Below are 23,657 nucleotides of genomic sequence, written 5' to 3'. Positions count from 1 at the left end.
GTAGGCGGCGTCTCATTATTTGGGACAAATATGGCCGTCCATTGGCCGGACCCTATCCTTGATAGGTCCTATACCACCCCCATCCAGAATGTGGCATCTTTATGAACATTTTCAGGACCAAGCCCGTCGAGCAGTCGATTGCCGACGCTGACGAACCCGGTCGCAAGCTTAAGCGCAGCCTCAGCACCTGGGACCTGATGATCATGGGTGTTGCTGTCGCTGTTGGCGCCGGCATCTTCTCCGTCGGTGCGAAGGCCGCAGCGAACTTCGCCGGACCCGCCGTCACCATCTCCTTCGTTGTCGCAGCCATCACCTGCGCCCTCGCCATCATGTGCTACGCGGAATTCGCCACGGCAATCCCGGTGGCCGGCTCCGCCTACGTCTTCACCTACGCCACCATGGGCGAGGTCCTTGCCTGGATTATCGGCTGGAACCTCATCCTTGAACTGTTCACGGCGGCGGCAGTGATCGCCAAGTATTGGGGCATCTACCTCAGCACCGTGTTCGGGCTCATGGGCGTGGAACTCCCGCCCTCCATCCCGCTGGGTGGGGTGGAACTCTACTGGGGCGCCTTCCTGATCGTCGCGATCTTCACCGTGCTGCTGGTGCTGGGGACAAAGCTGTCCGCACGCGTCGGCAACATTTTCACGCTCATCAAGATCGGCGTGGTTCTGTTCGTGATCGTTGTGGGCTTCACCTACGTGAAGTTCTCCAACTACACCCCGTTCGTCCCGGCCTCCGAACCGACCGGCGGTTCCGGCGTGGCCGACGTCATGAAGCAGTCCTTCTTCGGCTTCCTGACCGGCGCTGCACCGGCCCAGTACGGCACGCTGGGCGTGTTCGCCGGCGCAGCCCTGGTGTTCTTCGCTTTCATCGGCTTCGATGTGGTGGCCACCTCCGCCGAAGAGGTCAAGAACCCGCAGAAGACCCTGCCCCGTGGTATCTTCGGTGGCTTGGCGCTGGTGACGCTGCTTTACATCCTGGTGTCGCTGGCACTGACAGGCATGGTGTCCTACACCCAGCTGGCGGAAGTGAAGAACCCGACGTTGACCACCGCCTTCGAAGCTGTGGGCAACACGGACGCCGCCAAGGTGATCGCCTTCGGCTCGCTGATCGGCCTCACCACGGTGATCATGGTCCTGCTCATGGGCTTGGCCCGTGTTGTGCTGGCCATGAGCCGCGACGGCCTGCTTCCGCGGGCACTGTCGAAGACCAGCGACAAGCACGCTACCCCTGCCCGCTTGCAGATCATCTGCGGTGCTGCAGTGGCCGTGGTGGCCGGCGTGACCCAGGTTGACCTCCTCGAAGAGATGATCAACATCGGAACGCTCTCCGCGTTCGTCATGGTGAGCCTTGGCATCCTGGTGCTCCGCAAGAAGCGCCCGGACCTGAAGCCCTCGTTCCGGGTGCCGTTCGGCAAGGTCCTGCCATGGGTCTCGGCAATCCTCTGCCTCTACCTGATGACCAACCTGGCCGTGGAAACCTGGCTCTTCTTCGCGATCTGGCTCGTGGTGGGCATCATCATCTACTTCTCTTACGGGCAGCGCCACTCCCGCCTCAATGAGAAGTTCGCCGCAGCCAAAGCCTCGATCGCTAACAAGCCCGGCGATGAGGACACCTTCACCAAGGTTTAGCCCTCGGTGGGGAGGCAAATGCCCCCCACGCGGCTCCACGCGGCCCCACGCGGCCCAGCGCGACCTCGATGGCGCTCACACATGCGCCCGGAATCTGTATGGTTCCGGGCGCATGCCTGTTTCCCGACAACGATCCACATTTCTCCACCGTTACGGCGCCGCGTGCTCGCCCACCCATTCCACCAGCGGCTGCAAGTCCCGCCACCGGGCAGTAATCTCCTGCAAGGCTCCCGGTGTGGACAGCCACGCCGGCTGGCCAAGATCGAGGGCAGCCGACAACGATTTGTGTTTCAGCAGTTCTGCCCGCGGATGGTCCTTATCGAAACCCCGGGGAACCGTCTTGAGTGTTTCGCCCTCGATGGAGAACCCCGCGGCGGCAAGGGCATCGACGATCCGCTCCAGTTCACTGCCGCTGGCCGGCGCGTCCACCGCTGCACGGTAGCGGGCCATTGCGCCGGACTGTGCGCAAAGAACCCGCCGCTGACGCGAAACCCGTCCGCGCTGACCTGGACGTAATAGCCAACGCGTTCATGGCGGGCTGCAAACCCGCCCTGAGCCGTCTTGTAGGGCGACTTGTCCTGCGAAAAACGGACGTCGCGGTTGGGCCGGAAGACCTTCGCCGACCCGAACTCCGGTTCCAACTCCGCAAGGAGGGCTGTCAGCGGCTCCCGCACGCCGGCGTCGTACGCGCTTTTGTGCTCCAGCCACCACTCACGGTTGTTGTTCTCTTCAAGTTCTTCGTAGAAGCGGAAAGCGGCCGTGGGGATCCCTTGGAAGGTGCTCATATAAGGATCCTATGGACGGCGCTGCACAGGCAGCCACAACCGGAAGATGCTATGTGGAAAAGAAAATCACCCCGCCGCGGAAGAACCGCGACGGGGTGATTTGGGTAAAACCGGAAACGCTTAGAGCTTGTTGGCTGCTTCTGCGTCGGATGCGCGCTGGCCTGCGCCGAGGTTGGCGCGCAGCTTGGCGCCGAGGTCGGCGTCAACGTTGGTCCAGTACTGGATGGCGCGTTCCTTGATGTCGGCGCTCTTCACGCCGCCGACTGCACCGGTGATGGTGTCCAGGAAGCGTGCCTTGGCAGCCTCGTCGTACACCTCGCGGTACAGGGTGCCTGCCTGGCCGAAGTCGTCGTCCTCAGCGTGCAGGGAGTGGGCGGAGAGGGTGAGCTCGCCGTCGTTCTCCCAGCCACCTGCGGGGGAAGCCGGCTCAACGGCAGCCGGGCCGCCCACGGTGTTCGGTGCGTACACCGGGGTGGTCGGGGCGTTGAAGAGGTAACGTCCCTGGCCGTCCTGGCTGTAGTTGTGAACCGGGCTCTTGGGCTGGTTTACCGGGATCTGTGCGTGGTTGGTGCCAACGCGGTAGCGGTGAGCGTCAGCGTAGGAGAAGATGCGGGCCTGCAGCATCTTGTCCGGGGAGGCAGCAATGCCCGGTACGAAGTTCGACGGCGCGAAGGTGGCCTGCTCGATCTGCGCGAAGTAGTTCTCCGGGTTCTTGTTCAGCTCCATGGTGCCCACGTGGATCAGCGGGTAGTCTGCGTGCGGCCACACCTTGGTGAGGTCGAACGGGTTGAAGCGGTAGGTCTTGGCGTCCTCGTAAGGCATGACCTGGACGTGCAGTTCCCAGGACGGGAAGTTGCCGGCTTCGATGTTCTCGTAGAGGTCGCGGATGTAGAAGTCTGCATCCGAACCGGCCAGTGCCTCGGCCTGCTCGCCCGTGATGGAGTTGACGCCCTGGTTGGACTTGAAGTGGTACTTCACCCAGAAGCGCTCGCCTGCAGCGTTGATCCACTGGTAGGTGTGCGAGCCGTAGCCCTGCATTTCACGCCAGGAAGCCGGAAGACCGCGGTCACCCATGAGCCAGGTGACCTGGTGGGCGGACTCGGGGGAGAGGGTCCAGAAGTCCCACTGCATGTCAGCGTCACGCAGGTGGCTGCCCGGGAGGCGCTTCTGGGAGTGGATGAAGTCCGGGAACTTGATGCCGTCGCGGATGAAGAACACCGGGGTGTTGTTGCCGACGAGGTCGTAGTTGCCCTCGGAGGTGTAGAACTTCACGGCGAAGCCGCGGGGATCGCGCCAGGTGTCAGGAGAACCGTTTTCGCCGGCAACGGAGGAGAAACGGATCAGCATGTCCGTCTCGGCGCCCGGCTGGAGGAAGGCTGCCTTGGTGTACTTGGAAACGTCCGACGTGGTCTTGAACGTACCGAATGCGCCGCCGCCCTTGGCGTGGACAACACGCTCCGGGACGCGCTCGCGGTTGAACTGTGCGAGCTTTTCCACCAGGTAGTGGTCGGTCAGGATGATGGCACCGTCTGCGCCGACGGACTTGGAGTGCGCGTCAGAGGTAACGGGGGCACCAGACTGTGTTGTGGAAATGGCAGTCATCGTTCTCCTATTTCTTGGTTACTGGTAGTACGGGAAGCTGTTGTTTGGCTTGGCAGTCCTGGCAGATCCCCTGGTACAGGACATCTGCGATCTGGATGGTCATCGGCTTGGTGTGTTCGTCCCAATGCGGAGTGAGGCACGGTGCGTGTCCCACGGCGCAATCCACGTCCTCCACCTTGCCGCAGCTGATACAGACGGCGTGATGGTGATTGTCGCCCACCCTGGTTTCGTACAGCGCCGGGGAGTGCGGGGGTTCGAAACGCCGCAGCATCTGCAGGTCCGTGAGATCGCTGAGCACCACGTAAACCGACTGCGCCGTCAGTTCCGGTAGCTCCTCACGGGCGGCAGCGAGAATACCCTCTGCCCGGGAGTGCGGATGATGCTGGACCGCGGCCAATACTGCCAGCCGCTGTTTGGTCACGCGCCGTCCATGGGAACGCAGGGCGGCTGCCCATGCGTCCTGGTCGGCTGTGTGATCGATCATGCATCCATTGAAGCATTTATTTTGAGAAGTTCACAATAAGGCGAGGTTAACTTCCGGGAACGTGAACAAAGCCGGGAGGGGGCTCTCCGTTTCGGCGCCCGAACGCCCCACCGCATGAATCCGGACGGAGCCTTCATCGCTGGCGGCTTCCACCGCAACGCAACTGAAGCCGCTCACTCCGCCGGGCAGCGGCAAGGCGCCCAAAGTTGCGGCGATGGCCACCATGTCGGCGGGTTGCAGTTCGGCAATCTCCCGGGCGCTGCCGGGCGGTTCGATCACGCAGTGCGGTTGGGCTGCGTCCAAGGACACCAGCCGCGGGCCCTCCTTTGGATCGCGTACGACGCCGGAACCCGGCTCCCGCGAAGACGGGCCGCTTGGGCGCGGGGCAGGGCGGGCGCCGGATGCTTGATGGGCATCAGACAAGGGACCCGACGCAAAGAACCTGATGGATTGCCGCAATTCCATATCCACGGCTTCCAACGCGTGCTCCGGTTCGGCCACGCGTCGGTGGGAGGGCAGCGACAGCTGGCGTCCCGGCGTCGTGGTTTCACCCTCCCAGCGCGCAAACAGATGGAACGTCGGCGTCGAGGACTCCGCAACCGGTTCTCCCACCGCGGAACCGAGCGGATGCCAACGGTGGGCAAACATCACGGCACACCTGCCGGCGCCCAGGACGTCTTGCAGCGCAGCACGGGCGAGGTGATGGCAGTGGAGCCAGTCGGCCGCCGAGGACTCGTTGAATTCCGTGGAGGGGTCGGACAAGCGGATCAGGATATGTCCGGCAGTCAACGGGTGCCGTGGCCGGGCCAGTTCCCAAATACCGGAGCGGAACAGCAACTGCCGTGATAGCACCATGGTGGACTCCTTCCCCCGGGTGAGCCTACCAAGCGCCTCGTCCCCAGGGGAGACGCCATGCGAGATGCCGTGTTCCGGTACTGTCTGCGTGACTGGTTAGGGTTACACCGTGGCAAAACTCCTGGCAGACATCACTCCCCTGAAAGAGAGCCCGGCTTTCCGGCGGCTGTGGCTGGGAGCATCAGTGGCTGCCATCGGCACCCAACTCACGCTGGTGGCCGTCAGCCTGGAGGTCTACCGCCTCACCCAGGAAAGCTTCTACGTGGGTCTGCTGGGAATCTTCGCACTGGTGCCGCTGGTCATTGCCGGGCTGTATGGAGGCTCGGTGTCCGACGCCTACGACCGCCGCAAAGTGGCCCTCGCGGCATCCCTGGTCTTGTGGGCAACCACTGCCGGCCTGGCGTTGCAGGCGTGGCTGGAAGTCGGCAACATCTGGCTGCTCTACGCCCTAGTGGCCGTGCAAAGCGGTGCGCAGGGGATCAACGGCCCGGCCCGCAGCGCCATTATTCCCCTCCTGGTCCGGAAGGACCTGCTCCCGGCCGCAAACGCCTTGAACATGCTCACCTTCGGGTTGTCCATGACCGCGGGCCCGCTGTTGGCAGGTGTCCTGGTGGCAACCATCGGCTTCGGATGGACGTACACCATTGACGTTGTCAGTTTCACCTTCGCTTTGTGGGGGCTCTTCAAACTTCCGCCCCTGCCGCCGTCCAAGGAAGCCCTGCGCCCCGGGCTCCGCTCGGTGGTGGAAGGCTTCCGGTTCCTGGGTACCCGGCCCAACGTCCGGATGACGTTCATCATCGACCTCATCGCCATGATCTGTGCCCAACCGCGGGCGTTGATGCCCGCCATCGGAGCGGTCATGATCGGCGGCGGCGAAACCACCGTGGGCGTCCTGCTTGCAGCTACGGCAGTCGGTGCGTTCCTGGCAGGGCTGTTTTCCGGGCCGCTTGGCAGGGTCCGCCGCCAGGGCATCGCAGTGGTGGCGTCCGTGGTGGGTTGGGGCGCCTCCATTGCAGCATTCGGCGGAGTGGTCCTGTTGGCCGGGGATTCCGGACGCGATGGAGTAACGCTGTGGCTGATCCCGGCTGCGGCCTGCTGTGCGCTCGCAGGGATCTCGGACTCCGTCAGCGCCGTCTTCCGGACCACCATCCTCCAAGCAGCCACACCGGACCACCTCCGCGGAAGGCTGCAGGGCGTCTTCATTGTGGTGGTTGCCGGCGGTCCCCGCGTGGGCGACATGCTGGCCGGCGGCGTCACCCGGTTCCTCGGCGAAGGGGGAGTGCTGCTCATTGGCGGCGTCCTGTGCATGGTCCTTGCGTGGGGTGCTGCCCGGCTGCAACCCGGCTTTGTGGCCTACGTCGCCAAGCACCCGCTACCGTAGCGCGAGCAGCACGGCGGTTGGTGCGGGCCGTACGGAACATGCCAACCGGCGTCGGCGTTTATCACTACAGAACATCAACAAACGGGCGACGAAAGCGAAAGAACAACCGTGCACAAACACAACAATGGACTCAAAACCGCAGCACTCTTTGGTGTCCTGTGGGCTGTGCTCTTGGCTTTGGGCGCCCTCATCGGCGCTGGCACCCGCAGTTCGGCGCCCATCTGGATCATGGCACTGGTCGGCGTGGCCACCACGGCCTACGGCTACTGGAACAGCGACAAGATCGCCATCAGGTCCATGGCCGCCTACCCCGTCACCGAAGCCCAGGCGCCGCAGCTTTACCAGATCGTGCGGGAACTCTCCGTGCGGGCCAACCAGCCCATGCCACGGATCTTTGTTTCGCCGACCATGACACCCAACGCGTTCGCAACGGGCCGCAATCCCAAGAATGCCGCGGTGTGCTGCACCGAGGGCATCCTCCGCATGCTGGATGCCCGGGAGCTGAGGGGCGTCCTGGGCCATGAGCTCATGCACGTCTACAACCGGGACATCCTCACATCCTCGGTGGCCGCCGCCGTGGCGGGCGTGATTACGTCCGTGGGCCAGATGCTGCTGTTCTTTGGCGGTGGAGACCGCCGCAACGCGAACCCGATTGCGACGATCGCCATGGCGTTGCTGGCGCCCTTCGCAGCATCCCTGATCCAGATGGCCATTTCGCGGACCCGGGAATACGACGCCGACGAGGACGGTGCCGAGCTGACCGGAGACCCCCTGGCGCTCGCTTCGGCGCTGCGCAAGATCGAATCCGGGGTGACGCAATTGCCGCTGCCCCAGGACCAGCGCCTGGTGAACGCCTCGCACCTCATGATCGCCAACCCCTTCCGGGGCGGAGGAATGCGGCGGATGTTCTCCACGCATCCGCCCATGGCTGAGCGGATTGCGCGACTGGAGCGAATGGCCGGGCGGCCGCTGGGCTAAGTTCCCTTTCGGGTTGGCCGTAGACGCTGGGCAGCCTTAAAACCACTGCGCAGCCTTAAACAGGGAAAGCCGGGGTTCTTCGCCCCGGCTTTCCCTGTTTAAGGCGTGAGCTGCAGAAGTACTAGCTGCGGAAGTTCACGAACTGCAGGTCGGCTTCCTCGAAGTTCTTGAGGATCGCCATCGTCGCCTGCAGGTCATCACGGGACTTGGAGGTCACGCGGAGTTCGTCGCCCTGGATCTGGGACTTGACGGACTTGGGCGCTTCGTCGCGGATGATCTTGTTGATCTTCTTGGCGATGTCCTGCGCGATGCCTTCCTTGATGGTGCATTCAAGGCGGAATTCCTTGCCCGACGGGTAAGGCTCGCCCTGCTCAAGGGACTTGAGTGAGATGCCGCGCTTGATGAGCTTGGACTGGAAGACGTCCAGGACGGCCATGACGCGGTCTTCGGAGTTGGCCTTCATGAGGATCTTCTCGCCGCTGAAATCGATCTCCGCGCCGACGCCCTTGAAGTCGTACCGCTGCGCGATTTCCTTCTGGGACTGGTTGAGCGCGTTGGCGACCTCCTGCTTGTCCACCTTGCTGACGACGTCGAATGTTGATTCGCCTGCCATGACTCTCCTTAGGTTGGGGGCCCGGTAAGGGCGGTTTGCCTGCCAATAAGCCTAGTACGTATGCGGGATGTTGGAGCCGGGAAACCCTTTCACAGTTCGCTCACAGCACACGCCCGGTGGGAACCGAGCAAGCTGCCCAAGAGTTGTACCTGTTGGTTAAGCCACCCGGAGGTAAGCATGAACAGCAAGGCCGTCCACTACGTCAGCAAGTCCGCTTCGGCTGCGGCCGGTTCCATCGGAACTGCAGCAGTTGCAGCAGCCAGTGCCGTTGCAGCGGCGGCCGTTGCAGCCTCGATCGTCCTGAGCCCCGTACCGGATGCTACGGCCCGTATGGACGGCGTCCGCGCGGACTTGCAGAAGGCGGTGGAACTGAACCAGATCACGGCCGAACAGGCGGCCCGGTTCGAAGCCAAACTCGCCGGACGGATCCTCGGGGAAGCCTGATAAACCAAGGGAATCCGGCCTGTTGGTTCCCGATTAGATTCTTGGCCGGAAGTTCTGTAAGGTTGTCTCTGCCTTCGGTTACCGGATCGAAAAGAAACGGTCTTCCGGAAGTGATCTTCTTTCGAAGTTCGGCAGATTACCCGAGCGGCCAAAGGGGGCTGACTGTAAATCAGCTGGCACTGCCTACGGGGGTTCGAATCCCTCATCTGCCACCCAAACGGGAAATCCCCGGAACCACTGGTTCCGGGGATTTTTCGTTGCACCAGGGGTTCCGTCGGGGCCTAAGTGGCGACTACGCGGGCCACCCCGCTCAGCGGCTCTCCGAGATCTTCCGGAGTTCCGCGATCTCAAGCCGCAGGGCGGCGATTTCGGTCACCAGGTCAGCCACCTCAGCGCGGACAGGTTCCTCGGCAGCGGCTGCTTTCTCTCCGGCGGCGGCTGCGACGTCCTCGGCGTTCTCCTCAATCCGCTGAACGAGCCACGAAGCGATGGACGCCGTCACAATACCGAGGACGGCGATGCCACTCATCATGAGAGCTGCGGCCACGATCCTGCCGATGGGAGTCACCGGGTAGAGGTCTCCGTAGCCAACGGTGGTGATGGTGGTGACAGCCCACCACGCGGCGTCGCCGAAGGACAGGATCTTGGCGTCAGGGGCGTTCTGCTCTACGTCCAGCACGGCGAGCGCGCCGACGAGGATGAGCATGGCCGCCGCGCCGGCAACATAGGTGGCCACCCGGCCGCGGAGGGTTTCACCAACGGTGCGCTGCAGGACGGACAGGAGGGTTACCAGCCGCAGCAGCCGGAGGGGCCTGAAGAAGGGGAGCACCACGATCAGGAGTTCGTGGAGGTTCCACAGGAACCATCGCACTCGGTCTTCGGCCAGCCAGAGGTTCACGACGTAGTCAAGCGCGAAGATGCCCCAGGTGATCCACAGGATTACCTCGAAGGGGAGGGCCGCAGCACCATTGACGCGACCGATGACCTGCCAGGCGTAGGCGGTGAGGAAGATCAGTGCCGTGGCCATGAGGGGCCACTCGACGAGGTCCCGGTATCGCGCTTGTGTCATACGGGAATACTAGTCAGCATGGGCAGTTCCGCCCGGAATGAACTCCATCAGGCTGCGGTGGTCTCCAGCCAGTAGCCGTCCAAGTGGTGAATCAGTTGCCGCCCCAGCCCGCCCTTAAGCTGGATCCACAAAGTGCTGCGATCATCGGTCATGCCGTCAATGGTTCCTTCAATGCGGTTTCCCCTGGCATCGCGGAGGGCAACCTCCTGGTGCGCGTCCAGATGCGGCCAAAGTTCGCCGGCGGTTCTGGTTTGGTCGTTCAATAGGGTCTCCTCGAATTGCTGAATGGTCACAGGGTTTGTCGTTATTCTGCATGCTTTCGGTAAACCGGCGGTAAACGTATGTGCAATCGATGGACATAAAGCTGGCGGCGGGCGGGCGTCCATCATGCGGTCGACCGCCACACGGCAAGTTACTCATGGGTAACATGGACCCATGCACCTGCTTCTCCGCACCATCATGCTGCTCTTCACGTCCGCCAAACGGTCCCCGCTCTCTGCTTGGGGTACGTCCTCGCTGCCCATGCGTGTCCTGCCCACCGACATCGACATCGCCTTGCACGTCAACAACGGCATGTACTTCTCGTTGATGGACCTCGGCAGGTTCGATCTCATGGTCCGCAGCGGAACGTGGCGCAAGATGCGCAGGAAGGGATGGAGCCCGGTGGTGTCAGGCGAGACCATCTCCTTCCGGAAATCCCTGCAGCTCTGGCAGCGCTACACCATCGAAACCCGCATCATCGGTTTGGACTCCCGGGCCATCTACCTTGAGCAGCGCATGGTGGCAAACGGCGAAATCTACGCCCGCGCCCACATTGCCACCCGTTTCGTGGCCAAAGGCAAGCCGGTCAGCCAGGAAGAAATCATCGCCGAGTTCGGAGAGCCACCGGCAGGTGTTGAACTGCCCGACTGGATCCACGAATGGCGGGAAAACAACGCGCTTCCGGGTGCCCGTCGGCCCGCTCCGCACGTCTGGCACTAGAACCGGCGTCCACGTGCCCGGACGTCCTTGTGCAGGTGCTAGACCCCCACATCCCGGCGCTGCAAGGCCGCAGCGCCCACGGCGACCAATCCTGCGGAGATGGCCAGCAGCCATGCGGCAACTCCCCAGTCGGCCCCGTTGGCCACCGGCGAGTTGCTGTAGGCCCAGTGGTAGGGCGAGAAGTTCAGCAGCCATTCGACGTTTGAACTTTGCCGGCCCACGGCGTTGAAGACATACCCGAGGACGGCAACGGCCGCCCCCGCGGCAATCCCGTAGACCTTCCGCCCGGTCATCGCCCCCACGCAGAGGGCGGTGGTGCCGGTCAGCAGCGCAAGTCCGGCGAACAGCACCGCGGCCCCGGTGAGGTGCCCGACGTCGATATTTAGTTTGGCGGGTTCGTTCAGAACCAGCACCAGGACGAAAACCAGCATGGAAAGAGCGGCAACGCGGACCACCAGGGCGGCAGCGCGTTCGAGCACCACTTGGACGCGGGTCACGCTGTGCGCAAGCGTCAGTTCCAGCAGGCCGGATTCTTCGTCGCCGCCCACGGCCCCCGCACCCCAACTTACGGACGCCATGGACATGAGCAGGAATCCGATCAACCCGAACAAGGTGGCCTGGGTGTATCCGGGGCCGGAGGCGATCTGGTCGTAATTGAGCGCTTTGGTCATGCCTTCGGGGAGCGCGTCGATCATCTGCTGCATCTGCTCGCTGCCGCCGATCGACGGGTAGAGCGGCAGATACAGCATGATCGCGCCGGCGAGTCCCAGGGCCCACGCGAGGGTGGAGCGCCAGGAGTCCGTCAAGGCCTTGGCGAAAAGCGGCAGCGGCTTAGACATGGCGCACTTCCTTCCGTGCCGGCGCGGGCGAATCTTCGGTGTAGAGGGTCAGCACGGCTTCCTCCAGGTCCGGCTCATCAAGGACCAGGTCCGTCAGGTTGAGCCGGGCCAGTTCACGCACCAGCGGCTGGACGGTGCCGGACAGGGTGGCGGTGGCTTCCAAGGTTCCGGCCGAATCCCCGGGCACGTCGCGGATTGCCACATTGGCAACGCCCGGCACCCTGGCCAGCAGCGCACCGACGTCGTGCGTTTCGGCTCCGGCCACCCGAAACTTTAGCTTCCGGAGGGCGGCATCCCGCAACGCTTCCACCGTGGAGGTGGTGACGATGCCGCCGTCCCGGAGTATCGCCACCGAGTCCGCGGCCTGCTGGACTTCGCTGAGTACATGGGAGCTCAGGAAGACCGTGGCTCCTTCGCCCACGGCTTCGCGGACCATCGCGTGGACCTCCTGCTGGACCAGCGGGTCGAGGCCACTGGTGGGCTCATCCAGGATGAGCAGCTCCGGCCGGTGCATGAACGCCTGGAGCAAGCCCAGTTTCTGCTTGTTGCCTTTGGACAATTTGCGGGTCTGCCGGTCGAGGTCCAGGTTGAGCCGGTCGGCGAGTGCGTCCACGTGCCGGGGATCCACGGGGCCACTGATCGCTGAGAAATGTTCCACCACCCGGCGTCCGGTTGTCCGGTTTTCCAGGTGCAGCTCTCCGGGCAGGTAGCCGATCCTTCGGCGCAGTGCAGGGCCGCCGTAGCGCGGGTCTTCGCCGAGCACGGAGATGGTGCCTGCGCTGGGGCGGATGATGTCCAGCAGGCAGCGCATGGTGGTGGTTTTCCCGGCACCGTTGGGCCCGATGACTCCGAACACCGTGCCGGCGTCGATCGTGAAGTTCAGGCCGTGGAGGACTTCGTGGTGGCCGAACTTCTTACGCAACCCCTGGACGACTATTGCGTGGTTCACGGGGCATGCTCCCTTCAGGTTTGCGGGTTTGCAGGACTTCGCGGGCGGCATCGAGGAAACGGGTATCGGCGTACAGGCCGTGGGTGTAGATGTCCAGCGCGGGAAGCGTGAGTTTCCTGAGCATTTCCGGCCCGATTCCGTGCGGTCCGTTAACGGGGGCGCCCAGGGCCCGGGACGCGTGGCGGCCCAGCATCAGGAGGGACAGGCTGTTGGAGGCGATGACGACGGCGACAGCCCGGAGATCGTCGACGTCGCGGATGGTGCCGGCTTGGATTCCGGAACGGAGGATGTCCTCGGTTTGGCTGACGACTGCATCGAAAAAGGCGTCGCCGGCACTGGACTCGTCGCTCAGCGTCCGGCGTATGTAGGTGATTTCGCTGGCGTAGTGGTCCGGATGGTCCAAATAGTCCTGGATGAGGAGCCGGGTGCCGTCAGGGTCTGTTTTTTCCTTGCCCTGCCCCGCCGTTTGGCGCAGCACGTGCTGGTCGCAGGCTTCCCGGAGGGCGGCTTTGCTGCCGAAGTGGTGGATGACCAGGCCCGGGCTGACTCCTGCCTGGGCGGCCACCGAGCGGATGGTGGCGCGGGAAAATCCGTCCCGTCCGAAGAGGACGATCGCTGCGTCCCGGATACGCGCCCGGGTGGTCAAGTCATCTGCGACTGAACGCATGTTCCACATGTTAAACAGCTGTTTAGTGGCAAACAAGATGCGGAAAATAACGATGTGGCAGCATCGGCCGCGTCGTGTGGCGCGTCGAATCCGCCGTCGAAGATACTTGCCTGACTGTTTCCGTTCAGGGAAGCAGGGACAAAACATCCCGCAAGGGTTTTTCATGGGGTAGCGGTATGCGTTTTTCAGGGTCTCAGCCAGGCGGATTTGGAGCTGCATCCTCCGTCGCGGCAATGGTGTGTTTCGTGCTGGCCTGCCTGTTCGGTGTTTCATCCGCGGCGCAGGCGGCGCCCGCCCGGGTTCCCCTTGCCACACCTGCGGTCGGCGGAGCGATCGGCCACCTTTACAACACCAGTTCCTGGGCACGCAGCGTCCTCCTTCGCCCCACATCCGCCGAGGAGTGCACGGCGTCCGGATGTATCCAGCGGTTCGCCGGGGGAGACATCGCCTGGTCGGCCCGGACGGGTGCGCGCGTGGTGGTCAACGGACCCGTCAGGACTGCGTGGTGGGATAGCGCAGGCCCGGCTGGTTACCACGGATACCCCACCACGGACACCGCCAGCGGGTTGCGCAACGGTGGTTCCAAGCAACTGTTCGAACGCGGTGCCATCACATCCTCCCCGAGCCTCGGTGCCCAGCACACTACGGGCGCCATCCACATGGCCTGGCTCAGGACGGGCTCGGAAAACGGATACTTGGGCTACCCCGTCACGGGAGAACGTACGGGACTGCCCGACGGCGGCGTGTACCAAGCGTTCGAGCGCGGCTTCATCGTGTGGGCGCCGGGCACGGGAGCACATCCTTCCATGGGTGCCATCCGTGAGCGCTGGCGGCAGTCCGGGCTGGAGCGCGGAGAACTAGGCTACCCCACCTCCGATGAATCCCTCGGACTCCGCAACGGGGGCGCCGCGCAGCAGTACCAGCGCGGGACCATCGTGTGGTCGCCCGGCACAGGCGCCAAGATCCTCACCGGTGCCATCAGGAACTACTGGTCTGCCACCGGAGGCCAGAACGGGGCACTGGGATACCCCGTCAGCGAGGAACACCGGCAGTCCACGTTCGTGTACCAACAGTTCCAAGGCGGAACCGTGTACTGGTCTGCGGCTACGGGCGCCCATTCCACTACCCATGGGGACATCCATAACCGCTATGTTTCCCTGGGCGGAGCGGCAGGGACCCTCGGACTGCCCTTGACTGACAAGCTTCCACGCGCCGGTGGCCTGGTCCAGCAGTTCGTCAACGGCTGGCTCGTGTGGGGTCCGGCCACCGGAGCCCGGATCGTCGGCCACCCAACCTACAAGGTGTGGTCGGTAAACCCAGGGGATTTCGGCTGGCCGTTGAAGGACACATGGACGGACGCGCGTGGTGCCCACGTTGCATTCCAGAACCTGGAAACCATCTGGAATGACGCCACCGGGGAGCTGTATTCGGCCGAAGCCGTGGACGCGTCCACGGTGGTGTTCCTGGGGGACTCCCAACTGGACCTGGATTCCTGGGGTGAACAGGGTGCGCGCGCCCGGGGCTACACCCGGCAGGTGGTCCGCAGCATCGGGGGAATGGGTTACGTTTCCAGCAGCCCACTGGTGGGCGGCTCCGGGACGGATGCTTTGATCGGGGACCGGATCCTGTTGCCGCAAGGCAATCCCGGCTTGGTGGTGGTGACGCTGGGCGGTAACGACGCCAGGATTTTCGCCTCCGATGCCGCCATCCTCTCCCAGGCAAACCGTCTGTGGGACGAACTCCGCCGCAAGTACCCGCGCAGCACCATCCTGGTCAACGGGGTGCTGTCGCGTTACGACGGCAGCCACTTCCAGCGCCGATGGGTGGACGGCCTCCTGACCCGCGAAGCCGCACTGCGGGGTTGGCCGCGCATCTCCATGGCAGGCACAGCGACCATCGCAGGCGCTGACGCCAATTACCTGGATGGCGTGCACCTGAACCAAACGGGCCACAACAAGGTGGCACCGCTTTACGCCTCTGCCTTGAAGCTCGTCCTGGGCAAGTAGGCCCGTTTATTCCCCGTGACGCGGGAAGCGAACAGGGGCCGGCTCCACGGGACATCGCGTGCGGGGTCGCGTACCGTGGAAGCATGGCTACAGTTGACATCACTGGAGAACAGTTCGCATCGACCATTGAGGGCAATGACATTGTCCTGGTGGATTTCTGGGCCGAATGGTGTGGCCCGTGCCGCCAGTTCGCGCCCGTCTACAAGGCGTCGTCGGACAAGCACTCCGACGTCTTCTTCGCAAAGGTGGATACCGAAGCTGAGCAGCAGCTCGCCGCCGAAGCCGGAATCACGTCCATCCCCACACTGATGGCTTTCCGTGAAAAGGTCCTGGTGTTCTCGCAGCCGGGCGCCCTCAACGGTCCGCAGCTGGAGCAGGTCATCGAAGCCGTGAAGGGCCTGGACATGGAAGAAGTCCACGCCCACGTTGCCAAGCAGCGCGCCGCCCAGGCCGAGGAAAACTAGGCCCCACGTTCACGAACAGCGGGAAATGCATCGAGGTCGCCGGAAATTTCCGGCGACCTCGATGCATTTCAGCGAAAGTGGGGTCAGAGGCGTTCGAGCTGGATCGGCTCGGCCAACAGCGCGCTCAGTGACTCGTTCAAATCCTGGACGGCAGTTCCCTTGGAGTGCTTGTCCAGCAGGTCCTCGGACTCCCAGCGCTCAGTCAGCACGAGCTTTTCTTCAGTTGCTTCGGTCAGTTCGTAACGGATGCAGCCGGGCTCGTTGACTACCTCGTCAATCGCGATCTCAAGGGCGAGCTTCACGCGGAAAAATTCGCCTTCGTTGGGGATGAACGTGGCTTTCAGGTCGATGGGTTCACTCATGCGTCCCACCCTACCGGGAGGACGCGCTCACCTTGCGCTGTTTACGGCTCTGTTGCGGCGGGGGCTTGGATCAGGCTTTGTACCAGTCGAAGCGACGGATCAGTGGGCGCGGTGGTCCTGGACAGTCATCCGCGGGCCGAAGGTGGGCTTGCGGAAACCGCTCAGGTACAGCATGCGTACCAGCCGTTGCCTGTGACCCCGCCACGGCTCCAGGAGTTGGAGCATTCCGGCGTCATCGGTCTTGCGGCCGGTCAGCGCATATCCGACGTAGGCCGCCAAGTGATAGTCCCCGACGGAGATGGAATCCGGGCAGCCATGGGTACGTTGCACCACCTCGGCCGCCGTCCAGATCCCGACGCCGGGAATCGTCTGCAGTTTGGCTCCGGCTTCCGTCGCGTCCAGCCCGGCCAGGCGTTCAAGTGCGACGGCGGACTGCAGCGCCCGCATCACGGTTGCCGAGCGCTGCGGGCCGACTCCCGCTTTGTGCCATTCCCACGAAGGCACGGCCAACCATTGCCGCGCGGTGGGTGGAACAAGCAGGCCTTGCGGTGCTACGCGACCGGGGGCCTTGGTTCCGTAGCGGTACATCAAATACCTGTAGCCGCGCCGGGCCTCCAAGGTGGTGACCTTTTGTTCGAGGATGGTGGGCACCAGCGAGTCAACCATCCGCCCGGTGGACGGCAGGCGCACAGCCAGGTTCCGGCGTCGTGATTCAGTCACCAGCCGCGGAAGGGTGGAATGGAAAGCGGGTTCGTCGAAGGCGGACCAGTCGTCCCCGGCACCCAACAACCGGGGGACGCCGGCGATCGCTGCTTCAGCGCCCGGGCCCCAGGCCTGCGCATCGACGAATGAATCCGCACCCGAACCCCCGGCCGAGAGCCGCAAAGTCACCGGCCCGGACGCCGTGGTGAAGGCAAGCCAGAAGCCGCTGGGGTGGACGGCGAAAGATGGGTCTCCGTTGCCGCGCTGGAGCGGAAAAAGGGTCTGGTCGAGGCGGTAAGCGGCACCCGGATGCCACCTCAGCGATGCGTCCGCCGCGGCCGCGACGAGCGGCAGGGCTTCTGCAATGGTCATGTTTTCATGGTCCCACGCCCCGCTGACATTTCGCTCCACGGGGCCTTACGGCCGTTGTCCTCCGAGGCTAGACTCCGTGATGTGGCGCGGGTGGGCCGCGCCCCAAATCCTGAAAAGTCAAAGGAGCGCGGACCATGGGTGGAGTTGTGCATTTTGAGATTCCCACGGAGGACAGGGAACGGGCGAACTCGTTCTATGCGAGTGCTTTCGGCTGGAACCTGAGCCCCATGCAGGGGATGGACTACACCATCGCCCTTACTGCCGAGTCAGACGAACAGACAGGGGCACCCAAGGAGTCCGGCGTCATCAACGGAGCGCTGTTTTCGCGCACCGACACCCTGAAGAACCCCATTCTTACCATCGACGTTGATGACATCGACGCCGCGCTGGCTCACGTGGAGCAGTCCGGCGGTTCCGTGGTCCAAGGCAAAGACGCCGTGCCCGGAATGGGGTACTACGCATACTTCAAAGACACCGAGGGCAACATCCTGGGGGTGTGGCAGACGGACGCGTCAGCCGGAAGCTGACCGCGGAGGCTCCATGGGCGCGTTGCCCGGTCCGGTGGTGCAGCGGGCAGACGGTAACTTTGTACCTATGAAGTACGCCCAGTCCGTGTTGGACCTCATCGGCAATACGCCCCTCATCAAGCTCAACCACGTGGTGGAAGGCATCAAAGCCACCGTCCTGGTGAAGCTTGAATACATCAACCCGGGCGGCTCCATCAAGGACCGCATCGCCGTGAAGATGATTGAGGATGCCGAGAAGGACGGCCGGTTGAAGCCGGGCGGCACCATCGTGGAACCGACGTCCGGGAACACCGGTGTGGGCCTTGCGCTGGTAGCCCAGCAGAAGGGCTACAAATGCATCTTCGTCGTCCCGGACAAGGTGGGCGAGGACAAGCGTGCCGTTCTCCAGGCCTATGGCGCCGAGGTAGTGGTGACGCCAACCGCCGTCGCCCCTGACAGCCCGCAGAGCTACTACGGTGTGTCCGACCGTCTGGTGCGGGAGATCCCGGGCGCTTTCAAGCCGGACCAGTTCTCCAACCCGGCCGCGCCAGGAAGCCATTTTGAATCCACCGGCCCGGAAATCTGGCGGGACACCGACGGCCGCGTGACCCACGTGGTCATCGGTGCAGGAACCGGCGGCACCATCACCGGCACCGGGCGGTACCTCAAGGAGGTGTCGGCAGAGCGTCCGGAGTCCGACGGCGGCCCGGTCAAGGTCATCGGGGCGGACCCGGAAGGCTCGGTCTACTCCGGCGGGACCGGCCGTCCGTACTTCGTCGAAGGCGTTGGCGAGGACATGTGGCCGGACAACTACGACCGTTCCGTACCGGACGAGGTCATTGCCGTCTCCGACGCCGACTCGTTCGCCATGACCCGGCGCCTGGCCCGTGAGGAGGGCCTCCTTGTGGGCGGTTCCTCCGGCATGGCGGTGGTGGCGGCGCTGCAGGCAGCCAAGGACCTGGACGAATCCGCCGTCGTAGTGGTCATCCTTCCCGACTCCGGGCGCGGCTACCTGGCCAAGATCTTCAATGACCAGTGGATGCGCTCCTACGGCTTCCTGTCCGGCGGCGAAGAAGCCTCGGTGGGCGAAGTCCTCAAGTCAAAGACGGGGGAAATGCCGGACCTGGTCCATATCCACCCGAACGAGACCGTCCGCGACGTCATCAACATCATGAACGAGTTTGGTGTCTCCCATATCCCGGTCCTGTCACAGGAACCACCCGTTGTGATGGGCGAAGTGCTGGGTGCCGTGGATGAACGCAGCCTCACCAGCAAGCTGTTCCGCGGCGAGGCCAAACTCACGGACAAGATCTCCGAGCACATGGGCGATCGGCTGCCCGTCATCGGATCCCTCGAAACCATTTCCGCCGCGCGCGAGCTGCTGTCCGACGTCGACACCGTGATGGTGACGTTCGTCGGGGCTCCGGTGGGAATCCTCACCCGCCACGACCTCCTGGCCTACCTGAGCAACTAGCGCCGATCCCCAGCACTGACGCCGATCCCCAGCACTGACGCCGATCCCAGCACTGACAAAGGAGCTTCCATGTCTGCCAACAACACTGCAGGTTTCAATACCCGTGCCGTCCACGCCGGGCAGGAATTCGAGCCACGCACCGGCGCCGTGGTGCCGCCGCTGCACTTCAGCACCACCTACGCCCAGGACGGCATCGGCGGCCTGCGCTCCGGTTACGAGTACGGTCGCGGCGGCAACCCCACCCGCGACGCGCTGCAGGAGCAGCTGGCCGCCCTTGAAGGCGGAACTGCCGCTTTCTCCTTCGGCTCGGGACTCGCCGCCGAAGATTCGCTGATCCGCGCCATCGCCCGTCCGGGCGACCACATCGTGCTGGGCAATGATGCCTACGGCGGGACGTACCGGCTCATCAACCGGGTGCTCGGCGACTGGGGGATCGGCAACACCCCCGTGGATATGTCGGACCTCGACGCCGTAGCCCGCGCCGTGGCCGCGAACAAGACGCGCATCGTGTGGGTGGAAACGCCGTCCAACCCGATGATGAAGATCACCGACATCGCGGCGCTCGCCGAGGTAGCCCACGACGCCGGGGCCCTCCTGGTAGTGGACAACACCTTCGCGTCTCCCTACTTGCAGACGCCGCTGGCCCTGGGGGCCGACGTCGTGGTCCATTCCACCACCAAGTACATCGGTGGCCACTCCGACGTCGTCGGCGGTGCAATCGTGGTGAAGGATGCTGACCTGGCGGAGAAGATCGGCTTCATCCAGTTTGCTGTGGGTGCGGTCTCCGGGCCGATGGATGCTTTCCTGACGACGCGCGGGCTCAAGACCCTGGGTGTCCGCATGGACCGCCACAGCGAGAACGGGCAGGCTGTGGCCGAGTGGTTGCTGCAGCGTCCCGAGGTGGAGGCTGTGCTGTACCCGGGGCTCCCGGACCACCCGGGCCATGACCTCGCAGCCAAGCAGATGAAGAAGTTCGGCGGCATGGTTTCCGTGCAGTTCAAGGGCGGTGAGGCAGCTGCGCGCAAGGTGGCTGAATCAACGTCCGTCTTCACTCTGGCCGAATCCCTGGGCGGCATCGAATCCCTCATGAACTACCCGTCGGAGATGACCCACGCCTCAGTGAAGGGCACGGAACTGGCAGTACCGGTGAACCTCCTGCGTCTGTCCTGCGGCATCGAGGATGCCGAGGACCTGATTGCCGACCTTGAACAAGCCTTCGCCAAGATCAGCAACGGCTAGGGTCGTGTCCGCAACAACAAAACCCGTGGTCTCCTCAACGCGGCGCGGCTGGATCCTCACCAGCGCAGCCGCTTTCACGCTGGCCGTCGCCATATGGTTCCTCTACACCGATTACGAGCCGTTCCTGAATGACTTCGAGGTCTATTACTACGGCGGCGGCAAGGTTCTTGAGGGCGGCGATCTCTACGCAGTCCGCGACGGCCTGCCGTTCACCTATCCGCCGTTCGCCGCCCTGTTATTCACGGGTCTGGCCGCTGTGGGCTTCTTCGGTGGCAGCCTCGTCTTCATCCTGGCGGCATTGCTGGGGGCGGCGATTGTGGCAGCATGGCTGGCCCGGCACTACTTCTTCGGCCTCACTTCATGGCGGGTGGCGTTCGCGGACTACCGGTTCCGGACCACTGCGTTGCTGGGAACAGGAGCCATCCTGCTGCTGGGTCCTTGGCGGGACACGTTCGTCTTCGGACAGATCAACATCGTCCTGATGGGAGTCATCCTTACCGACTTCGCCTTGCACGGAAAAGCAAGGGCAGGTCTGATCCGGTGGCCGGCCGGCTTGTTGATCGGCATGGCTGCGGGTGTGAAGCTCACGCCCCTGGCGTTCGGGCTCTACTTTCTGGTGCGGAGGGATTTCAAGGCGCTGGCCTGGATGGCAGCCGGGTTCTTCGGCTCGATCGCCTTCGCGTGGGCCATCCTGCCGCAGGCGTCAGTGGCCTTCTGGACCAAGATCCTGCCTGACACCGGGCGGATCGGGGGACCGGGTTATGTGGACAACCTCTCCTTGAAGGGCCTCCTCCTTCACTTCGGCATGCCGGACTCGTCCATGACCAGCCTTGTGTGGCTGGCGCTCTCCCTGGCACTGACCGTCCTCGCTGCCTTGATCATCAAGTGGGCAGTGGACGTGGAGGAGAACTTCATTGCCGTCTCCACCACCGCCATCCTCATGCTCCTGATCAGCCCTGTTTCCTGGTCGCACCACTGGGTTTGGGTTGCCGTGGCGCTGCCGAGCATGGCCTTCGCCATGCACAGGGTCCCGTCAAGGAGTGGTCGCATGAGGATCGCCGGCTGGGTCATTGTGGTCTTCTCCACGATCGCCTTCTACATGACGCCCAAGAACTTGGCGGTCTGGGCCGGCGCTGCCGAATGGGGCAAGGATCCGCAAACGCAGTGGCAGTTGATGGTCTCCAGCCTCGGCGTGGTCTGCGGGATCGCGATGCTGGTCTACTGGGCTTTCGCCTACCATCCTGCCCGGGCGGGACTGAAGAACGCGGCTGCTCCCGCCGTCGGAAAGCAGTAGCCTAGCTTTCTTTAGAAAAGTCAGCTACATTTCTGCTCATGCCATTGCGTTCTGACTGGTCAGCCCGGTCCTGTAGCCTTGCCCGCGGCCTCGATGTGCTCGGCGATCCTTGGGGAAGCCTGGTCCTGCGCGAGGTCTTCTTCGGAAACGGCCGGTACGACGCCATCAAGAAACGCCTCGAAGTAGCGGACAACGTCCTCAGCAAGCGGCTGGCCTCGTTCGTGGAGGCCGGAATCCTTGCCCAGCGCCCCTACAAGGACGGCAACCGGACCAGGCAGGAGTACGTGCTCACGCCCAAAGGCGAGGACACCCTCCCGGTCCTGAACGCGATCATCATCTGGGCCGAGAAGCATATGGATGCCCCGGACGAGGTCTCGCACATGCGCGTCATCCACACCGACTGCGGCGAACCGACCTCCTCAGCCGACACATGCACCCAGTGCGGCGCCCGCCTCACAGCGGCCAACACCAGCTGGCACAGCCTTAAGCGCAGCGACGGCCCGGTATCCCTCGCCGTCGCCCCCGACAACGCGAAAGCGGCCCCTGAAGACGTGAAAGAGATCCAAGCATGACCGCTCCCGACACCACCAAGACCGTTCCTACCGGCAGGCGCCGCCGCCTGCACCCCGCGTGGATCGTCGCCGCGGTTGCGTTCCTTGCCTTAGTGGGGGCGGCGGGCTTCCGGGCTGCGCCCGGGGTGCTGATGGTGCCGCTGCAGCAGGAGTTCGGCTGGTCCACCACGGTCCTGTCCCTGGCCGTGAGCATCAACCTGGTGCTCTTTGGCCTGACCGCGCCCTTCGCAGCCGCGCTCATGGAACGCTTCGGAATCCGCAAAGTCACGGCGATAGCGCTGTGCCTCATTGGATTGGGCTCGGCGCTGACGGTCTTCGTGAACCAGTCCTGGCAGATCCTCCTCACCTGGGGCCTGCTGATCGGCCTGGGCACGGGATCCATGGCGCTCGTCTTTGCCGCCACCATCGCCAATACGTGGTTTGCCAAGAGCCGGGGCCTGGTGATCGGCATCCTGACTGCGGGCAGTGCCGCCGGGCAGTTGGTCTTCCTGCCCTTCATTGCCTTGCTTGCGCAGGACCCCGGGTGGCGCGGGGCCTCGCTGCTGATTGCCGCAGGTGCGCTGGCGGTGGTGCCGCTGGTACTGCAGTGGCTGCGGAACTCACCCGCCGACGTCGGGGTGTTGCCTTACGGGGCTGAGCAAGAGTCCGCAGAAAGTACGACGCCGGTCCCCGCCCCCGCGGCGAGCGCTGCGGTCCCGGTGGACTCGCCGAATGCTGCCGTCCGTGCGCTCCAGGTCCTCAAGCGGGCCAGCAAAGTCCGCACGTTCTGGGCGTTGGCTGCCGGCTTCGCCATCTGCGGAGCAACCACCAACGGCTTGATTGGAACGCACTTCATTCCGTCGGCGCACGACCACGGGATGCCCGAAACCACAGCGGCAGGCCTGTTGGCCGTCGTCGGAATCTTCGACATCGTGGGAACCATCGCGTCGGGGTGGCTGACAGACCGTTTCAACCCGCGGGTCCTGTTGGCCGTCTACTACCAGTTCCGGGGGATCGGGCTGCTGGTGCTGCCGCTCCTGCTGGGCTCAACGGTTGAGCCGAGCATGATCATCTTCGTGGTGGTCTACGGCCTTGACTGGGTGGCCACCGTGCCCCCGACGGCGGCCATCTGCCGGCAGGTGTTCGGGGCGGACGGTTCCGTGGTGTTCGGTTGGGTGTTCGCCGCGCACCAACTGGGCGCAGCAGTGGCGGCACTGCTGGCCGGCTACATCCGGGATGCCACCGGGCATTACAACTACGCCTGGCTGGGAGCTGCCGCGATGTGCACGGTGGCGGCGGTGATCAGCGCAACGATCCGGAAGGATGCTGCGCGGAAAAAACCCGCGGCTGTATGACCGGGCTGCGGGGCCGCCCTGCGTTCTCCAAAGAACGCAGGGCGGCCCCGG

General features: G+C 64.1%; 24 protein-coding genes, 1 tRNA gene and 1 pseudogene. 14 read left to right on the top strand and 12 right to left on the bottom strand.

Annotated features, from left to right (window positions below; all coding sequences use genetic code 11):
- Positions 1 to 101: 101 nt before the first annotated feature.
- A complete protein-coding gene (locus AUR_RS05230; protein ID WP_062097597.1) occupies positions 102 to 1,634 on the top strand; it encodes an APC family permease in 1,533 nt (510 codons plus the stop codon).
- Between the two features lie 150 nt (positions 1,635 to 1,784).
- Here AUR_RS05230 and AUR_RS05225 read toward each other — a convergent pair.
- From AUR_RS05225 to AUR_RS05210, 4 genes and pseudogenes are all read right to left on the bottom strand, one after another.
- Positions 1,785 to 2,419 (bottom strand): annotated as a pseudogene (locus AUR_RS05225) (DUF2461 domain-containing protein).
- A 120-nt stretch (positions 2,420 to 2,539) separates the two neighbouring features.
- Positions 2,540 to 4,021: a catalase gene (locus tag AUR_RS05220; protein ID WP_062097594.1), complete on the bottom strand. Its 1,482-nt coding sequence runs from the start codon at positions 4,019 to 4,021 to the stop codon at positions 2,540 to 2,542.
- A gap of 7 nt (positions 4,022 to 4,028) precedes the next feature.
- On the bottom strand, positions 4,029 to 4,505 hold the full coding sequence (locus tag AUR_RS05215) for a Fur family transcriptional regulator (RefSeq protein ID WP_062097592.1): 477 nt from the start codon (positions 4,503 to 4,505) through the stop codon (positions 4,029 to 4,031).
- 30 nt (positions 4,506 to 4,535) lie between these two features.
- On the bottom strand, positions 4,536 to 5,360 hold the full coding sequence (locus AUR_RS05210) for a hypothetical protein (protein ID WP_062097590.1): 825 nt from the start codon (positions 5,358 to 5,360) through the stop codon (positions 4,536 to 4,538).
- A gap of 109 nt (positions 5,361 to 5,469) precedes the next feature.
- Between AUR_RS05210 and AUR_RS05205 the strand changes: the two genes are divergently transcribed.
- Both AUR_RS05205 and htpX read left to right on the top strand, forming a co-directional pair.
- Complete coding sequence (locus AUR_RS05205; RefSeq protein ID WP_062097588.1) at positions 5,470 to 6,741, top strand: MFS transporter; 1,272 nt, start codon at positions 5,470 to 5,472, stop codon at positions 6,739 to 6,741.
- 108 nt (positions 6,742 to 6,849) lie between these two features.
- The gene (htpX, locus tag AUR_RS05200) at positions 6,850 to 7,719 is read left to right on the top strand and encodes a zinc metalloprotease HtpX (RefSeq protein WP_021472319.1); all 870 of its coding nucleotides are present in this window, start codon (positions 6,850 to 6,852) and stop codon (positions 7,717 to 7,719) included.
- A 121-nt stretch (positions 7,720 to 7,840) separates the two neighbouring features.
- Here htpX and AUR_RS05195 read toward each other — a convergent pair whose 3' ends face one another.
- Positions 7,841 to 8,332 (bottom strand): YajQ family cyclic di-GMP-binding protein, encoded by a 492-nt coding sequence (locus AUR_RS05195; protein WP_021472320.1) that lies wholly within the window; start codon positions 8,330 to 8,332, stop codon positions 7,841 to 7,843.
- A gap of 177 nt (positions 8,333 to 8,509) precedes the next feature.
- Between AUR_RS05195 and AUR_RS05190 the strand changes: the two genes are divergently transcribed.
- On the top strand, positions 8,510 to 8,776 hold the full coding sequence (locus AUR_RS05190; RefSeq protein WP_021472321.1) for a hypothetical protein: 267 nt from the start codon (positions 8,510 to 8,512) through the stop codon (positions 8,774 to 8,776).
- A gap of 130 nt (positions 8,777 to 8,906) precedes the next feature.
- Positions 8,907 to 8,988: transfer RNA gene (locus AUR_RS05185), tRNA-Tyr, on the top strand.
- A gap of 98 nt (positions 8,989 to 9,086) precedes the next feature.
- Here the strand turns inward: AUR_RS05185 and AUR_RS05180 are convergent.
- Together AUR_RS05180 and AUR_RS05175 are read right to left on the bottom strand one after the other, a co-directional pair.
- Entirely contained in the window at positions 9,087 to 9,845 is a 759-nt protein-coding gene (locus AUR_RS05180) for a potassium channel family protein (RefSeq protein WP_062097587.1), read from the bottom strand.
- Between the two features lie 47 nt (positions 9,846 to 9,892).
- Entirely contained in the window at positions 9,893 to 10,108 is a 216-nt protein-coding gene (locus tag AUR_RS05175; protein ID WP_021472323.1) for a hypothetical protein, read from the bottom strand.
- 172 nt (positions 10,109 to 10,280) lie between these two features.
- On the opposite strand from AUR_RS05175, the gene AUR_RS05170 reads away from it, so the two are divergent.
- On the top strand, positions 10,281 to 10,826 hold the full coding sequence (locus tag AUR_RS05170; protein WP_062097585.1) for an acyl-CoA thioesterase: 546 nt from the start codon (positions 10,281 to 10,283) through the stop codon (positions 10,824 to 10,826).
- A gap of 38 nt (positions 10,827 to 10,864) precedes the next feature.
- Here AUR_RS05170 and AUR_RS05165 read toward each other — a convergent pair whose 3' ends face one another.
- From AUR_RS05165 to AUR_RS05155, 3 genes are read right to left on the bottom strand one after another with little or no spacing between them, the layout of a single operon-like run.
- Positions 10,865 to 11,665, bottom strand: a complete 801-nt coding sequence (locus tag AUR_RS05165; RefSeq protein ID WP_062097583.1) for an ABC transporter permease subunit — start codon at positions 11,663 to 11,665, stop codon at positions 10,865 to 10,867.
- Positions 11,658 to 12,614 carry an ABC transporter ATP-binding protein gene (locus tag AUR_RS05160; RefSeq protein ID WP_128397062.1) on the bottom strand — a complete coding sequence of 319 codons (957 nt, stop codon included), beginning with the start codon at positions 12,612 to 12,614 and terminating at the stop codon, positions 11,658 to 11,660. Before AUR_RS05160 ends, AUR_RS05165 begins: the two co-directional genes overlap by 8 nt.
- Positions 12,580 to 13,281, bottom strand: a complete 702-nt coding sequence (locus AUR_RS05155) for a TetR/AcrR family transcriptional regulator (protein ID WP_128397061.1) — start codon at positions 13,279 to 13,281, stop codon at positions 12,580 to 12,582. Before AUR_RS05155 ends, AUR_RS05160 begins: the two co-directional genes overlap by 35 nt.
- Before the next feature lie 233 nt (positions 13,282 to 13,514).
- Between AUR_RS05155 and AUR_RS05150 the strand changes: the two genes are divergently transcribed.
- Positions 13,515 to 15,287 (top strand): SGNH/GDSL hydrolase family protein, encoded by a 1,773-nt coding sequence (locus AUR_RS05150; protein WP_062097580.1) that lies wholly within the window; start codon positions 13,515 to 13,517, stop codon positions 15,285 to 15,287.
- Positions 15,288 to 15,370: 83 nt separating this feature from the next.
- Positions 15,371 to 15,751: a thioredoxin family protein gene (locus AUR_RS05145; protein ID WP_021472329.1), complete on the top strand. Its 381-nt coding sequence runs from the start codon at positions 15,371 to 15,373 to the stop codon at positions 15,749 to 15,751.
- An 83-nt stretch (positions 15,752 to 15,834) separates the two neighbouring features.
- Here the strand turns inward: AUR_RS05145 and AUR_RS05140 are convergent, their stop codons facing one another.
- Both AUR_RS05140 and AUR_RS05135 read right to left on the bottom strand, forming a co-directional pair.
- Complete coding sequence (locus AUR_RS05140) at positions 15,835 to 16,113, bottom strand: putative quinol monooxygenase (protein ID WP_062097575.1); 279 nt, start codon at positions 16,111 to 16,113, stop codon at positions 15,835 to 15,837.
- Between the two features lie 99 nt (positions 16,114 to 16,212).
- Positions 16,213 to 17,187, bottom strand: coding sequence for a DNA-3-methyladenine glycosylase family protein (locus tag AUR_RS05135; protein WP_128397060.1), 975 nt, complete (start codon positions 17,185 to 17,187; stop codon positions 16,213 to 16,215).
- Between the two features lie 134 nt (positions 17,188 to 17,321).
- Here AUR_RS05135 and AUR_RS05130 point away from each other — a divergent pair, with 134 nt between their 5' ends.
- The 6 genes from AUR_RS05130 (at position 17,322) to AUR_RS05105 (ending at position 23,606) form a co-directional block, all read left to right on the top strand.
- Positions 17,322 to 17,714 (top strand): VOC family protein, encoded by a 393-nt coding sequence (locus AUR_RS05130; RefSeq protein WP_062097571.1) that lies wholly within the window; start codon positions 17,322 to 17,324, stop codon positions 17,712 to 17,714.
- 67 nt (positions 17,715 to 17,781) lie between these two features.
- Complete coding sequence (locus tag AUR_RS05125; RefSeq protein ID WP_062099296.1) at positions 17,782 to 19,167, top strand: cystathionine beta-synthase; 1,386 nt, start codon at positions 17,782 to 17,784, stop codon at positions 19,165 to 19,167.
- Positions 19,168 to 19,236: 69 nt separating this feature from the next.
- Positions 19,237 to 20,406: a cystathionine gamma-synthase gene (locus AUR_RS05120; protein ID WP_021472334.1), complete on the top strand. Its 1,170-nt coding sequence runs from the start codon at positions 19,237 to 19,239 to the stop codon at positions 20,404 to 20,406.
- A gap of 4 nt (positions 20,407 to 20,410) precedes the next feature.
- On the top strand, positions 20,411 to 21,700 hold the full coding sequence (locus AUR_RS05115) for a glycosyltransferase 87 family protein (protein ID WP_062097569.1): 1,290 nt from the start codon (positions 20,411 to 20,413) through the stop codon (positions 21,698 to 21,700).
- Positions 21,701 to 21,738: 38 nt separating this feature from the next.
- Complete coding sequence (locus AUR_RS05110) at positions 21,739 to 22,272, top strand: winged helix-turn-helix transcriptional regulator (protein WP_062097566.1); 534 nt, start codon at positions 21,739 to 21,741, stop codon at positions 22,270 to 22,272.
- Entirely contained in the window at positions 22,269 to 23,606 is a 1,338-nt protein-coding gene (locus AUR_RS05105) for an MFS transporter (protein ID WP_062097564.1), read from the top strand. The genes AUR_RS05110 and AUR_RS05105 overlap by 4 nt, the downstream gene beginning before the upstream one ends.
- Positions 23,607 to 23,657: the final 51 nt, after the last annotated feature.

Source organism: Paenarthrobacter ureafaciens (assembly GCF_004028095.1).
GTDB lineage: Bacteria > Actinomycetota > Actinomycetes > Actinomycetales > Micrococcaceae > Arthrobacter > Arthrobacter ureafaciens.
The sequence above is the reverse complement of the archived record's forward strand: the minus strand, read 5'-3'. Positions and strand labels throughout refer to the sequence as shown.

Coding starts and splice junctions, on each gene's coding strand:
- AUR_RS05230 (WP_062097597.1), top strand. CDS start 102: ATGAACATTTTCAGGACCAAGCCCGTCGAGCAGTCGATTGCCGACGCT.
- AUR_RS05220 (WP_062097594.1), bottom strand. CDS start 4,021: ATGACTGCCATTTCCACAACACAGTCTGGTGCCCCCGTTACCTCTGAC.
- AUR_RS05215 (WP_062097592.1), bottom strand. CDS start 4,505: ATGATCGATCACACAGCCGACCAGGACGCATGGGCAGCCGCCCTGCGT.
- AUR_RS05210 (WP_062097590.1), bottom strand. CDS start 5,360: ATGGTGCTATCACGGCAGTTGCTGTTCCGCTCCGGTATTTGGGAACTG.
- AUR_RS05195 (WP_021472320.1), bottom strand. CDS start 8,332: ATGGCAGGCGAATCAACATTCGACGTCGTCAGCAAGGTGGACAAGCAG.
- AUR_RS05190 (WP_021472321.1), top strand. CDS start 8,510: ATGAACAGCAAGGCCGTCCACTACGTCAGCAAGTCCGCTTCGGCTGCG.
- AUR_RS05180 (WP_062097587.1), bottom strand. CDS start 9,845: ATGACACAAGCGCGATACCGGGACCTCGTCGAGTGGCCCCTCATGGCC.
- AUR_RS05170 (WP_062097585.1), top strand. CDS start 10,281: ATGCACCTGCTTCTCCGCACCATCATGCTGCTCTTCACGTCCGCCAAA.
- AUR_RS05165 (WP_062097583.1), bottom strand. CDS start 11,665: ATGTCTAAGCCGCTGCCGCTTTTCGCCAAGGCCTTGACGGACTCCTGG.
- AUR_RS05155 (WP_128397061.1), bottom strand. CDS start 13,281: ATGCGTTCAGTCGCAGATGACTTGACCACCCGGGCGCGTATCCGGGAC.
- AUR_RS05150 (WP_062097580.1), top strand. CDS start 13,515: ATGGTGTGTTTCGTGCTGGCCTGCCTGTTCGGTGTTTCATCCGCGGCG.
- AUR_RS05145 (WP_021472329.1), top strand. CDS start 15,371: ATGGCTACAGTTGACATCACTGGAGAACAGTTCGCATCGACCATTGAG.
- AUR_RS05140 (WP_062097575.1), bottom strand. CDS start 16,113: ATGAGTGAACCCATCGACCTGAAAGCCACGTTCATCCCCAACGAAGGC.
- AUR_RS05135 (WP_128397060.1), bottom strand. CDS start 17,187: ATGACCATTGCAGAAGCCCTGCCGCTCGTCGCGGCCGCGGCGGACGCA.
- AUR_RS05130 (WP_062097571.1), top strand. CDS start 17,322: ATGGGTGGAGTTGTGCATTTTGAGATTCCCACGGAGGACAGGGAACGG.
- AUR_RS05125 (WP_062099296.1), top strand. CDS start 17,782: ATGAAGTACGCCCAGTCCGTGTTGGACCTCATCGGCAATACGCCCCTC.
- AUR_RS05120 (WP_021472334.1), top strand. CDS start 19,237: ATGTCTGCCAACAACACTGCAGGTTTCAATACCCGTGCCGTCCACGCC.
- AUR_RS05110 (WP_062097566.1), top strand. CDS start 21,739: ATGCCATTGCGTTCTGACTGGTCAGCCCGGTCCTGTAGCCTTGCCCGC.
- AUR_RS05105 (WP_062097564.1), top strand. CDS start 22,269: ATGACCGCTCCCGACACCACCAAGACCGTTCCTACCGGCAGGCGCCGC.